This window comes from Ruegeria sp. ABM4_193, assembly GCF_056158705.1.
This window is the reverse complement of sequence record NZ_JBSWTT010000003.1, coordinates 42,864-55,113: the sequence shown is the minus strand read 5'-3', so window position 1 is coordinate 55,113 and position 12,250 is coordinate 42,864. Positions and strand designations below refer to the sequence as shown.

Annotated in this window: 11 protein-coding genes; 6 read left to right on the top strand and 5 right to left on the bottom strand. The window is 56.3% G+C overall.

Going from position 1 to position 12,250, the window contains the following annotated elements; all coding sequences use genetic code 11:
- Positions 1-483, bottom strand: coding sequence for a tripartite tricarboxylate transporter TctB family protein (locus ACXADZ_RS18640; protein ID WP_171185536.1), 483 nt, complete (start codon positions 481-483; stop codon positions 1-3).
- A gap of 68 nt (positions 484-551) precedes the next feature.
- Positions 552-1,535, bottom strand: a complete 984-nt coding sequence (locus ACXADZ_RS18635; protein ID WP_171177060.1) for a Bug family tripartite tricarboxylate transporter substrate binding protein — start codon at positions 1,533-1,535, stop codon at positions 552-554.
- 108 nt (positions 1,536-1,643) lie between these two features.
- On the opposite strand from ACXADZ_RS18635, the gene ACXADZ_RS18630 reads away from it, so the two are divergent.
- Genes ACXADZ_RS18630 through ACXADZ_RS18620 form a run of 3 tightly spaced genes read left to right on the top strand, consistent with a single transcriptional unit; the run spans position 1,644 to position 4,655 of the window.
- Positions 1,644-2,312, top strand: a complete 669-nt coding sequence (locus ACXADZ_RS18630) for a response regulator transcription factor (protein ID WP_171671489.1) — start codon at positions 1,644-1,646, stop codon at positions 2,310-2,312.
- Positions 2,302-3,669, top strand: a complete 1,368-nt coding sequence (locus ACXADZ_RS18625) for a sensor histidine kinase (protein ID WP_171671491.1) — start codon at positions 2,302-2,304, stop codon at positions 3,667-3,669. The genes ACXADZ_RS18630 and ACXADZ_RS18625 overlap by 11 nt, the downstream gene beginning before the upstream one ends.
- Entirely contained in the window at positions 3,648-4,655 is a 1,008-nt protein-coding gene (locus ACXADZ_RS18620; protein ID WP_475198766.1) for an ABC transporter substrate-binding protein, read from the top strand. Before ACXADZ_RS18625 ends, ACXADZ_RS18620 begins: the two co-directional genes overlap by 22 nt.
- Positions 4,656-4,666: 11 nt before the next feature.
- On the opposite strand, the gene ACXADZ_RS18615 is transcribed toward ACXADZ_RS18620, so the two are convergent.
- From ACXADZ_RS18615 to ACXADZ_RS18605, 3 genes are all read right to left on the bottom strand, one after another.
- Positions 4,667-5,941, bottom strand: a complete 1,275-nt coding sequence (locus ACXADZ_RS18615) for an HlyD family type I secretion periplasmic adaptor subunit (RefSeq protein ID WP_475198764.1) — start codon at positions 5,939-5,941, stop codon at positions 4,667-4,669.
- A gap of 41 nt (positions 5,942-5,982) precedes the next feature.
- Positions 5,983-7,722 (bottom strand): type I secretion system permease/ATPase, encoded by a 1,740-nt coding sequence (locus ACXADZ_RS18610; RefSeq protein ID WP_475198763.1) that lies wholly within the window; start codon positions 7,720-7,722, stop codon positions 5,983-5,985.
- Between the two features lie 234 nt (positions 7,723-7,956).
- On the bottom strand, positions 7,957-8,976 hold the full coding sequence (locus ACXADZ_RS18605) for an AbrB family transcriptional regulator (protein ID WP_475198761.1): 1,020 nt from the start codon (positions 8,974-8,976) through the stop codon (positions 7,957-7,959).
- 123 nt (positions 8,977-9,099) lie between these two features.
- On the opposite strand from ACXADZ_RS18605, the gene ACXADZ_RS18600 reads away from it, so the two are divergent.
- The 3 genes from ACXADZ_RS18600 to tcuB are packed head-to-tail and all read left to right on the top strand — an operon-like array spanning position 9,100 to position 12,243.
- A complete protein-coding gene (locus tag ACXADZ_RS18600) occupies positions 9,100-9,780 on the top strand; it encodes a GntR family transcriptional regulator (RefSeq protein WP_171185526.1) in 681 nt (226 codons plus the stop codon).
- Between the two features lie 11 nt (positions 9,781-9,791).
- A complete protein-coding gene (gene tcuA / locus ACXADZ_RS18595) occupies positions 9,792-11,186 on the top strand; it encodes an FAD-dependent tricarballylate dehydrogenase TcuA (RefSeq protein WP_475198758.1) in 1,395 nt (464 codons plus the stop codon).
- Positions 11,176-12,243 carry a tricarballylate utilization 4Fe-4S protein TcuB gene (gene tcuB / locus ACXADZ_RS18590; RefSeq protein WP_475198756.1) on the top strand — a complete coding sequence of 356 codons (1,068 nt, stop codon included), beginning with the start codon at positions 11,176-11,178 and terminating at the stop codon, positions 12,241-12,243. The genes tcuA and tcuB overlap by 11 nt, the downstream gene beginning before the upstream one ends.
- The last annotated feature ends 7 nt before the right edge of the window (positions 12,244-12,250 follow it).

The following is a 12,250-nucleotide window of genomic DNA, read 5'->3' as shown; positions in this document are numbered from 1 at the left end:
TCAGCCTCCGAAAATGCCCGGCAGGGGGCGCATGTAGATGCCAAGAACTTCCTGCACCAGATACCAGACGGCACCTGTCGCGATGAAAGCGACAGGAAGCATGATGTGCCACTTACGTTCACCCAGAATGAATGATCCCAGGATCAGGAAAGCCGAGGTCGAGATTAGAAACCCAACAGGGCGCAGGCAAAGCGCGTAGATCACCATCAGAGCGAGGAGCATGAGCGCTTGATCAAGGTGGTATTCACCCAACCTTCTGTAGTCGATATCAGCCTCTTTGGGCTCGGCCTTTTCAAAACCCAGCAGAATGATCGTGGTGGTGATGATACCCAGAACCGACAGCACTTTTGGGAAGGTGCTGGGCCAGATGGGGTTTCTCTGCATGAAAGGGGGCAGGCTGCTATCCATCGTGAACCAGGCAGCGTAGCCATATGTTAAACACACACCCAGAAGAATGAGCGCGATCCAGCGGTCCAGCGCCATGAGGTCCCCTCCCTTTTTTCTTGCCTTTGGGAATGGCAGAGCGGCGGCCCGCTCTGCCAATTGCGGTATCAGAGGAAGCCCAGCTTTTTCATCAGATCGCCGATCTGCTGTTCTTGCTGCTCCAGGAACGACTGGAAATCGTCGCCCGAGTTGTGGATATTCACCCAACCGTTACGTGCGCGAACTTCTTCCCATTCCGGGGTGTCATACATCTTGGCAATCGCGGCCTGATAGGCGGCCAGCTTATCCTCGGGCAGGCCCGGGGCCGCGAAGAAACCACGCCAGTTCACAAAGGTGGTGTCGATGCCTTGTTCCTTCATGGTCATCGCATCCGGAGCGGCATCAACGCGCTCTTCCGATGTCACGCCGATGATTTTGACCTCGCCAGCGTTCGCCAGATCAACGGCTTCTGAGAATCCAGTGGACAACGCTGCGATCTCACCCGACAGCAGGGCTGCCATGGCTTTGCCGCCCGCGTCATACGGGATGTATTTCACCCCGAGTGCATCCTTGCCCGCGGCTTCCATCACCATCGCGGCCACCAAGTGGTCCATACCGCCGGGAACCGAACCGCCACCGATCGCTGTTCCGCCCGGATCGGCGTCAAAGGCGGCAAGCAGGTCATCCATCGAGTTGATGGGGCTGTCTTTGCCCACAACGATTGCTGCATAGTCACCGATGGTGCCCGAGACCAGAGTCAGGTCGCGGAAGTTATGCGGGAACACGCCGGTCAGTGAACGGATCACGATCGGTGTTGAGTTCACCATCAGCGTTCCATGGTTGCTGTCGGCGTTCTCGATCAGATAGCCGATGGCTTTGCCGCCGCCGCCACCCGACATGTTTTCGTAAGATGCCGTACCCACCAAACCTGCATTAGTCAGCGCCTCGCCGGTGCCACGTGCGGTACCGTCCCAGCCGCCACCAGCGCCCCCAGGGATCAGAAAGTGGATGCTGTCCACAACCTGATGGCCATCAGCTAGAGCCGGCCCTGTCAGGCCAATTGCGGCCACAGCTGCGATCAGGGCGCGGCGGCCCAGTGTGAATGTCGTCATGATGTCCTCCCATTTGACAACCGGCCGCGTCGCGGCTCAGATTGGTTGGAACAAAAACACATCAACCTGACATCAACCTGTCACGCCTGAAAATAGTACCAAGGCCTCATGAAATTCTTGCTTGTTGAAGACAACCCAGACCTTGCCAACGCGATCTGTTCACGGATGAGGTTGGACGGACATGTTGTTGATCATGCGGCAAATTTGGATGATGCGACGGGTTTTGTAGAAACCCAGGATTATGACCTGATCCTGTTGGACATCATGCTGCCAGACGGGGATGGGCGTGACTTTCTGAAACGACATCGCGCGGGCAATAGGGATACCCCCGTCATTGTTCTGACGGCCCGCAGTCAGGTATCGGATCGAATCGGATCGCTGGATCTAGGGGCGGATGACTATGTGACAAAGCCCTTCGACCATGCCGAACTTGAAGCCCGCTGCCGGGCTGTATTGCGGAGAAAATCTGGGAACGCAAGAACACGGATCGAAGTAGGGGGCATCGTTTTCGATCCGCTGGCAGGCCACCTGACTGTCGGCGACCAGACGGTTTCCCTGCGCAACCGTGAACTGCGACTGCTGGAGTTGTTCATCAATGCGCCGGGTCAGGTGTTTTCCAAGCAAAAACTGACAGATCGACTGTTTTCTTATGACGACATGGTGTCAGACAACGCGATCGAGGTTTACGTGGCCCGCCTACGCAAACATCTTGAGCCATCTGACCTGAAGATCACGACACTTCGCGGTCTGGGATACAGGTTGGATCATGCCTCTTGAGCCAAATGCCTCAGGATCACTGCGGAACAGATTGGTTCTGACACTCATCGGGGGTGCTGCTCTTCTTGCGTTTTTGCTGTTTGTCGCTGTCCGCAACTATGCGGCCCAGGTCGCGCAACAAGGGCAGGACAATATTCTGGGTGCTTCGGTGACCTCTATTCTGGATGCGGCGGCCCTGCGTGAAGGCGAGCTTGAGGTTGATATTCCATACGGCGCATTTGCAATGCTCAGCACGCCGGCGGACGACCGGGTTTTTTATGCAATATTTCAGGACGGTGAATTCCTTTCTGGATACGAAGACCTGTCACCGTTGACGGGGCAGCGTGACAGCCGGTGGCAGTTTCAATCCAGTATAATTCGAGGCGAAACCATCCGTCAGGTCAGTGCCAGCCGCACTTTGGTCGGGTTGGAAAAACAGACTGTAGTCGAAATCGTAATAGGGCAAACGCAGGATGCACTGGCAGAAACTCTGGACCAGATCTCACGCAACGCGGCGGTCCTTGGGATTGGGTTTTTCGCCCTTGCGGCCGCCTTGTCTTTCTGGGCTACGTCTTCGACCATTGGTCAGCTGAACAGGTTGACGACCTCTGTCACCCGCCGGGGGCCGCAGGACCTTAGCCCGTTCAGGAAACCGGTGCCCCGGGAAATGGCACCATTGGTGGCCTCACTGAACTCTTTGATGGGTCGGCTTGATCAATCCCTAAGCCAATCCGAAGACTTTATCGCCGAGGCAGCCCACCGCGTTCGGACGCCGTTGGCTACGGTCAGGTCTTATGCTGATGCGACGTTACAAAGGGTGGAAAAAGAAGAGAACCGCGAGGCTTTGCGCTCGATGGTGCGCGCCATTGATGAAAGCTCTCGGGCCGCGGGGCAGTTGCTGGATCACGCGATGATCACATTTCGCGCCGATCATCTGGAACGGGAAGAGATCGACCTTGTCGCCCTGATCAACGACTTGGTGCAACGTTTGACCCCAATCGCCGAAATGAAGGACCTGTCGCTGTCTTTGGACGGTGATCCTCAGGTTCTGTACTCGGGTGATCCCATCCTCATCCAGAACGCCGTGCGAAACATGATCGACAATGCCCTGAAGTATGCACCGCCTGACAGTGCCGTCCGCATCGAAGTGTCGTCAATCCCGCATATTCAAATATGCGTCAAAGACCGCGGACCTGGGTTCCCGCCAAACGAAATCGATACGCTGACGCGCCGGTTCGAGCGCGGCAAAAACGCAAGTGGCACAATTGGCTCCGGCCTGGGTCTGACCATCGTGCAGGATGTAGCAACGGCACATGGTGGCACGCTTGAACTGGCCAATCGGCAAGGGGGCGGCGCATGCGTTACATTATCGCTTTGATTTTGTGCGTCTTACCAGCGGTTGTGTTGGCTCAAGCTTGGGAGGACCGACAAGTTTTCAATGCAGAAGAGGGCGAAACACCTCTGCGCGTGATCTCGAGCACGGATACCTTTCTGTTCGAGCCGTTGATTGCCGCGTTTGTCGCGGACAACCCCGGTATTTCGGTCGATTACATGGTGACGGGTACAGCTGATATTGACCGAATTGTCCGAGCGGCCCCTGATGACTTTGATATCGTTATTTCCAGTGCAATGGACTTGCAGCTGAAACTGGCAAATGACGGATTTGGCCGGGCCATTGAAGGCATTCAGTTGCCGGCATGGGCGCAATGGCACCAAAGCCTGTTTGCCTTTACGTTCGAGCCTGCAACGATCGTGATCAATCGGGCCGCTTTCGAAGATGGCCCTTTACCCGAGACCCGCCAGCAGCTTATCGAAATCTTGCGTGCCCGACCGGAAGATTTCTTTGGGCGGGTAGGGACCTATGACATCCGGCAATCCGGTCTGGGCTATTTGTTCGCCACGCAGGATGCGCGCGCGTCAGAAACCTACTGGCGTCTGATGGAAGTTATGGGCGGGCTGGATGTTCGCCTGTATTGCTGCTCTGCCGACATGATTGACGATCTGGTCAGCGGAGAGATTGCCGTAGCCTATAACGTACTGGGCAGCTACGCCTCTGCCAGAGCGGGCGGTAAGGATGTTCTGGAGATCATCCAACCGTCAGATTTTCAAACCATCATGATGCGTACGGCATTGGTCATGGAGGGCACTCCAGAGACCGAAGCCGCTTCGTCATTTGTGCGCCACCTTGTTGAAAACCAGTCTGGCCTGGGCACGGGTGCTTTTTCACTACCGCCTCTGGCACCCTATGACACTGAGACCGAGCGAGAAGCGATAGGATTGGACCCCGCTCTGCTTACGTTTCTGGACAGGTTGAAGCGTCGCAGATTCCTGGCAGAGTGGGAAAGCGCAGTTATCCAGAATTAGCAAGGCTTGCCTTATTCGCGGAAGGCGCGATTGAAATAGTCAGCCATTGGTTTGACTAGATAAGACAACGGTGTACGCTCATCGGTTTTGATCAACGCCTCCACCGGCATGCCAGGCAAAAGCTCTTGCCCGTTCAACCGATCAATCTGGCCGTCGTTCAGCTCGACTTCTGCACGATAGAACGTAAATCCTGATTGTTCATCAGTGAATGTATCAGCCGAAACATTGTACACCTGCCCGTCCAATTCGGGCGTTTCGCGCTGATTGAACGCAGGGAAACGCAGCGCCACAGGCTGACCAACATGGAGCTGATCCACATGGATCGCGTCCACGCGTGCGGCCACCAGCAAAGGCGTATCCTGAGGTACCACATACATCATTGGCTCGCCCGGTTGTACGACCGACTGCAGCGCAAATACCTGACTTCCGTACACTCTTCCGGTAACCGGGGCGCGAATGTCCAGGCGGGTCAGGCGCTCGGACAAGGACAATCTGCGTTCGGACAATTCCGCGACCTGTGCCTGCACATCCCGCAATGTGGTAATAGCTTCTTCGCGCCGGGTTGCGGTCAGTTCAACGATCTGGATCTCGGTCGAGGCGATTTGTCCCCGCAATCGCGCGACAGCGGCCTCTAACCGGCCAATTTCGCCGTTCAGACTGGCTTCTTCGCGTTGCAAGGCAAGCACACGGCTGGTTTGTGTCAGACCGCGATTCAGCAGGCTTTGCTGATCTTCAAGTTCATCTTCGATCAGTTCAACCTGGCGCTGCAGTGACACCAATTGGGCTTGCGTGCCTTCGATCTCGCTTTCAATTTGCACGACTTGTTTGCGGAGTTGTTCGTCCTGCCGGGACAGTGTCTCTAGTCTGGCGTCGAATAGGTTCTGCTGCCCTGAAATCAGATCGGCATCAATATCGTATTCCTGCTGAACTTCACTCAGCAAGGTTGCAAGTTCAGCAGTAGTCAGACCGTCCCGCTCTGCCTCCAACCGGGCGCGCCGGACCAAAAGTTCAAATAGCTGTGCCTCGACGATAGTTTGTTCGGAAGACAGGAAAGTATCATCCAGGCGCAACAGCATATCGCCAGACGCAACCACATCACCGTCGCGCACAAATATCTCACCAACGACACCGCCATCTGGGTGCTCGACAACCTGACGATTGCTTTGCACCTCGATCACGCCCGAAGACACAATGGCCCCGGCCAAACGTGTCTCGACGGCCCAATACCCCAAACCGCCGACCAGCAGGGCAAGCGCCAAGAATCCGACAAACGCAGGTACTCTCATGTTCCAGACCTGCGCTGGATTTTTAGTGGATTTTTTCACCATCATTCACCTACGGGGCTGAGCTTGCGTTTGATTGCGCCAGCGTTCTGCACCATCGCGCTCAGGACTTCATCTCGGCTGCCCGACTTGACCACCTGCCCTTTTTCAACAACCGCCAGATCATCGCATTCAGAAATGGCTTGTGGCCGATGCGTCATGATGATTGTCGACTTGCCCGCAGCCTTAAGGCCCCGTACCGCCGCGTTCAGCGCATCGGTCCCATCAGCATCCAAGGCCGAGTTCGGCTCATCCAGAATGAGAAGAACGGGGTTTCCGTAAAGTGCGCGCGCCAGAGCGATCCGTTGCTTTTGACCGCCAGACAATTGGCTGTCGTTGCCCTCCAGGAAGGTGCCGTAGCCTTTGTCCAGCGACAGGATCAATTCATGCGCGTTGGCTTTCTTCGCCGCTGCCACAACTGCGTCGGGATCCGGGTTTTCCGACATACGTGCAATGTTTTCAGCAACTGTCCCGTTGAACAGGGTCACCTGCTGCGGCAAATACCCTATGTGGCTGCCAAGATCGTTGGGGTCGTACTGATCCAACGTGGCACCGCCCAACCTGATTTCACCGGCGGCAGGATGCCAAAGCCCCAGCAGTGCCTTGGCCAATGTTGTCTTTCCCGACCCGCTTTTCCCAATGACGCCCAAGGCTTTGCCGGGCTCGAGCTTTAGGTTTACATTCCGCAATGTCGGCGTTGAAGCGCCCGGTGGGATGACAGTCAGAGATTTGGCCTCAAGCTGCGCTTTTGGCACCGGCAGTCGAATGCGTTCTTCTTCCGGTGGGGTATGATCAAGGAATTGGTTCAATGAGACCCACGCTGTTCGGGCGCGCTCGACAGCCCCCCACTGACCAACGGCCTGCTCAACAGGGGCCAGGGCACGCCCCAGAAGGATCGAACCCGCAATCATCGCACCGGGGGTCATCTCGTTCTGCAGCACCAGCCAGGCACCCAAAGCCAACATGGCCGATTGAAGAAACAGCCGTAGTGATTTGGTAAGGGACGTGAAACTTCCAGTCCAATCGCTTGCAGAAATTGACTGACGCAGGGCGTCTGAACGCTGGCTCAACCATCGTTTTGTGACGTCTGCTTGCATTCCTTGCGAACGCACAACCTCGGCCGCTTGCCTGGCATGTTCAGAAAAAGCGTTGGCCCGCGCAGTTGCAGATTGGGCCTCGGCCACTTTTCGGCTGGTCATCGCCTGATTGAGCAGCGCGATTACAACAAGCAAGACACCACTGCCGACGGCCAGCCATCCAAGCAGTGGATGAAACAGGAAGATCGCACCCAAAAAGACCGGCGTCCACGGAATATCCATAACGGCCAAAAGCACGGGCGACGAGCATAGATTTCGAATGGACTCCAGATCGCGTAGTGCCGTCGCCGGGGCAGAACGCACCTGCGGAACAAGGGACCGACGCATCGTCGCTTCGAACACACGCTCGTCCAGTTGCGATTGGAACCGCGCACCAAACCGCGCGACGATACGGCCGCGCGCAAAATCGAGCATCGCCATAAGTGCGTAAAGCATGGCAACCAGCAAGAAAAGCGCAGTCAAAGTCTCGACCGCTCGCGAGCCTAAAACCCGGTCATAAACCTGTAGCATGAACAACGGGCCTGTCAGCATCAGCAAATTAACGAAGATGCTGAACAGAAACGCCAGCCCCAGAAACGCGACGCCTTGATTCCGCACATTGCGCAGTTCATGGCGCGGAGGCGCGGATAGGCGGTGTTCAGATTTCACTGTTTTCGATCCCCATCAATCCAGCAAGCATCGCGCATTTAAAAAACTAGTTCAGCCTTGCCAAGTTTGCACATGTTTTTTTGAGCAAGAAACCGCACGCGCGAGGGTAAAAACAGCACCTTTCAGCCATTGTACGAAATTTACGCTAAGTAGCCCTGTGCCGTAATGAGGTCGGCGTACCGAATGAAGTGACCTGAGTCGCGCAATTCTAAGGTTCAAGGGTGTTGCGCTGAGTCATGCTCCGGGTTTTGTCCATTTCAAAATGAGATTGGCGGCAATGGGTGCCCCTATGATGACCAATACGATCCGCGTAAGGTGGTGGGTAATAACAAAGCCCAGATCGGCACCTGACACGATTGCCAGAACAGTCATTTCGGCCTGACCGCCCGGAGCGAAAGCCAGAAAGGCTTCGACAGGGTGCCCCAGCCCCAGCGTAGTGACTATTGCTGTGAACGCTGCCGCCAGAATGGCAAGAACGAACACGTAAGTTACGCCCGCCGCCACAACACGGCGTAGTTCGGTCCATGTGACCCCAACAAATTTAACTCCGATTGCACAGCCAATGAAGAACTGCGCGGCTAATATGGCTTCTCGTGGTGGCCGGGTATGAATGAAATCACCCAAGGATAACGCCGCCGTCAAAATCATGGGCCCCAAGATCGATGCGCCGAACAGGCCAATCCGCTCACCACCTTTCCAGCCGACCAGCGCTGCGACCACCATGAGTATTAGTTCATGCACCGGAAGGTCACGCGCGGGTTGCCCGATCGGGTTGGTCAGATCTGCATCGTAGAACACCGTCAATATTATTGGGGCGAGGGTTACAATGATCAGGACACGCGTTCCGTGGATCAGCGACAGCGTACGAGGATTGGCGCCAGCTTCGGTGCCAAAGATGATCATGTCCTGAAGCCCGCCAGGCATCGCCGCGTAGAACGCGGTTTTGGCGTCAAAACCCCAAAACTTGCGAAAAAACGGAACACCAACCAACGCGATGAGCAAGATAAAGAATGGGACCAGTAGTATCGATGAAGCCATTTTGGGCAGTTGTGCAAACAAAGCGGGAGTAATTGACGCCCCAACCGCAACACCCAGTATCGTTCGTGCGGCCACCGAAACCTGACCAAATCCTTCCATGGGGGCATGCGCCAGAGCTGCAATGAGACACGCACTCATCGGGCCAAACAAAAATGGCAGGGGTAGGTTCAACATCCAGAACACTCCCGTGCCCAAAACCGCAAGGCTGAACGTCATGGCCCGCTTGGTCATGAGAGGAGGTTGGTTTGACAGGATACGCAAGATTCAGGTTCCGACGTCGTTGACGTATTTTGTATCCAAGTGTATACAAGTGCACGCAAAGAAGCAAGAGAGCTCGTGATGACGATCCAGGACGCCGCCTTACAGCCCGGTCCACAAGGCAATTCCACGTACCAACGTCTGCTGGAAGAGATTCGCGATGGAGCGCTTTTGCCAGGCGACCGCCTGCGCGAGATTGAACTGTCCGAGCGTCTGGGTGTCAGCCGAACCCCCGTGCGCGAGGCGATCCGACAGTTAGAGGCGGACGGATTGGTCACGCATGTCCCACGACAGGGCGCGACTGTGCGCAGTCTGGACTATGCCGAGGTGATGGAGTTGTACGAAATGCGCGCGGTGCTGGAGGGTACCGCGGCACGACTGGCGGCCCGTGCGGCGTCGGACATAGAGCTGGATGAGTTGGACATATTGAATGATCGGCTTGCCGAGGCGGGCACGGGTCCCGACGCAGCTCAGATCAACAGAGTTTTTCACGCCACGCTTCTGGATGCCGCCAAGAATCGGTTTTTGGCCAAGTCAATGTTGTCTTTACAAAAGGCGCTTCTGATCCTGGGGCCCTCGCAATTGTTGGACAGCGAGAGAGCAGCGGCAGCGGTGACCGAGCATCGGCGCATCATGGCTGCACTGAAAGCCCGTGATGGTGCTTCGGCTGAAACCGAAATGCGCGCGCATATTCAGGCTGCGCAGCGGATGCGGATTCGTGCATTGCAGGAACGCGACCGTTCAATCGACGAAAACCAGTAGGCAGGCAGAACATGGCAACCCAAACCGAAGCTTACGATATTGCCGTGATTGGCGGAGGAAACGCGGCTCTGTGTGCGGCAATGACGGCGGCCGAGGCCGGTGCCCGTGTTCTGATCCTTGAGACGGCTCCAAAACCTTATCGCGGGGGGAACTCGCGCCACACGCGTAATTTTCGTTGTATGCATCATGGGCCTTTGGGCCCTTTGGTCGACGCCTACAGCGAGGACGAATACCTTTTGGATCTGCTCAAGGTCACTGATGGGAAAACCGACGAACATCTGGCCCGGTTGGCCATACGAACGTCAGAGGAATGCCTGCCGTGGATGGAAGAGCATGGGGTTCGCTTTCAACCGTCTTTGTCCGGAACACTCTCGCTTGCGCGGACAAACGCGTTTTTCATGGGTGGCGGCAAGTCTTTGGTGAATGCGTATTACAGGACAGCAGCGGGTCTGGGCGTCGATGTGCTGTATGAGGCCGCTGTGACGCATTTAGAGCTGAATGGCGATCAGATCGAATGGGTGGACTATACCTATGAAGGCCAGTCTCATCGTATCACTCCAAAGGCCGTCATCGTTGCCTCAGGTGGATTTCAGGCCGACACCGATTGGCTGACCCGCGCATGGGGAGAGCCCGCGAAGAATTTCCTGATCAGAGGGACCCCATATAACCGAGGCGTTGTTTTGGCCGATCTACTGGAACAAGGCGTTGAAAGCGTCGGGGATCCTACGCAGTGCCACGCCGTTGCCATTGATGGGCGTGCACCGAAATTCGACGGGGGTATCGTGACCCGCCTGGACTGCGTTCCGTTTTCCATCGTTGTGAATAAGAACGCCGAACGGTTTTATGACGAAGGTGAGGACGTTTGGCCCAAGCGGTACGCGATCTGGGGTCGTCTGGTGGCGGCGCAACCGGACCAGGTTGGCTTCGTTATCATTGACGCAAAATCGCTGAACTTATTCATGCCGTCCGTTTTTCCGCCGCTGAAGGCGGACACGTTAGAAGAATTAGCCGCGAAGATGAGCCTTCCGGCAGATAAGCTGACGGCAACCGTTGCCGAGTTCAACGCAGCCTGCGGCGATACCAGCGGCTTCCATCCAACCGAATTGGACGGCGTCGCGACCTCGGGCTTGACCCCACCTAAGACCAACTGGGCGCGCCCGATCACAGAGCCTCCGTTTTATGGCTACTCACTGCGAACTGGCGTGACCTTCACCTATCTCGGGCTGAAAGTAGACGATACAGCGCAGTGTTCGACCCCGAACGGCAAAATCAAGAACCTTTGGGCGGCTGGGGAAACCATGGCCGGGTCGATTTTGGGGCAGGGGTATCTGGCAGGGTTTGGGATGACAATCGGAACCGTTTTCGGACGCATCGCAGGACGTGAGGCCGCCACTTATGCAAACTGAATTGATACAGGAAGCCCGCAGACAGGCCGAGATTTGTAATGCTTGCCGGTATTGCGAAGGGTATTGTTCGGTCTTCCCGTCACTCCACGCGGAACGCGCGTTCTCGGACGGAAACATTACCCAACTTGCCAACCTTTGCCACAACTGCCGGGGTTGTTACTATGCCTGCCAGTACACAGCCCCCCACGAGTTCGACCTGAACCTGCCCAAAGCCTTGGCCGAGGTGCGGAGGGACAGTTGGGAAAGCTTCGCATGGCCGCAGCCGCTGGCGCGCCGGTTCCATACGCAAGGCGGAGTTATCGCCTTGGCACTTGTGATTGGATTTGCCCTGTTGTTCTGGGCTATCCGCGCTATCGGGTCCAGCGGAGGCGAGGGGTTTTACGCCGTCCTGTCCCACAATGCGATGGTCGCAATCTTTGCGCCCGCTTTCCTGCTGCCTCTGTTCAGCATAGCCATCAGCCTCAGGCGCTATTGGGCCGAGGTAGGCGGCAAACCGATTCAAATCTCTGACCTGACAACTGCTTTCAAACGCGCAGGCAAGATGCAGGATTTGGCCGCAGGCCATGGTGAGGGCTGCAATTTCGAGGATGAAGACCGGTTCAGCCAAGGTCGTCGGCATATTCACCACGCCATCATGTATGGGTTCCTGCTGTGTTTTGCATCGACCTCGGTGGCGACGGTCATGCATTACGGCTTTGGTCTGCACGCACCCTACAGTTTCTGGTCTTTGCCCAAGTTGTTCGGGATTTCCGGTGGGATTCTTCTGACACTCGGGTGTGGCGCAATGGTGCTTCTCAAGCGAAAATCTGACCGAAATCTCGGCGACCCGTCGGCATGGGGCGGCGATATCGCATTCATCCTGCTGCTTGGGTTCGTAGGGTTTAGCGGCTTGGTTCTGTACGCCCTTGGCTCAACGGCTCTAATGCCCCAGCTGCTCGCGATCCATCTGGGTTCGGTTCTGGCGTTCTTCCTGCTGACACCATACACCAAAATGGCGCATGGGTTCTATCGTCTCGCGGCACTTGTTCGGGATGCCCAAAGGAAGCGAGGTTCTTAGTTTCAAC

What these genes read in the sequence shown, in the direction of transcription:
- ACXADZ_RS18640 (WP_171185536.1), bottom strand. Translation starts at nt 483, where the DNA reads ATGGCGCTGGACCGCTGGATCGCGCTCATTCTTCTGGGTGTGTGTTTA.
- ACXADZ_RS18635 (WP_171177060.1), bottom strand. Translation starts at nt 1,535, where the DNA reads ATGACGACATTCACACTGGGCCGCCGCGCCCTGATCGCAGCTGTGGCC.
- ACXADZ_RS18630 (WP_171671489.1), top strand. Translation starts at nt 1,644, where the DNA reads ATGAAATTCTTGCTTGTTGAAGACAACCCAGACCTTGCCAACGCGATC.
- ACXADZ_RS18625 (WP_171671491.1), top strand. Translation starts at nt 2,302, where the DNA reads ATGCCTCTTGAGCCAAATGCCTCAGGATCACTGCGGAACAGATTGGTT.
- ACXADZ_RS18620 (WP_475198766.1), top strand. Translation starts at nt 3,648, where the DNA reads ATGCGTTACATTATCGCTTTGATTTTGTGCGTCTTACCAGCGGTTGTG.
- ACXADZ_RS18615 (WP_475198764.1), bottom strand. Translation starts at nt 5,941, where the DNA reads ATGAGAGTACCTGCGTTTGTCGGATTCTTGGCGCTTGCCCTGCTGGTC.
- ACXADZ_RS18605 (WP_475198761.1), bottom strand. Translation starts at nt 8,976, where the DNA reads ATGACGTTCAGCCTTGCGGTTTTGGGCACGGGAGTGTTCTGGATGTTG.
- ACXADZ_RS18600 (WP_171185526.1), top strand. Translation starts at nt 9,100, where the DNA reads ATGACGATCCAGGACGCCGCCTTACAGCCCGGTCCACAAGGCAATTCC.
- tcuA (WP_475198758.1), top strand. Translation starts at nt 9,792, where the DNA reads ATGGCAACCCAAACCGAAGCTTACGATATTGCCGTGATTGGCGGAGGA.
- tcuB (WP_475198756.1), top strand. Translation starts at nt 11,176, where the DNA reads ATGCAAACTGAATTGATACAGGAAGCCCGCAGACAGGCCGAGATTTGT.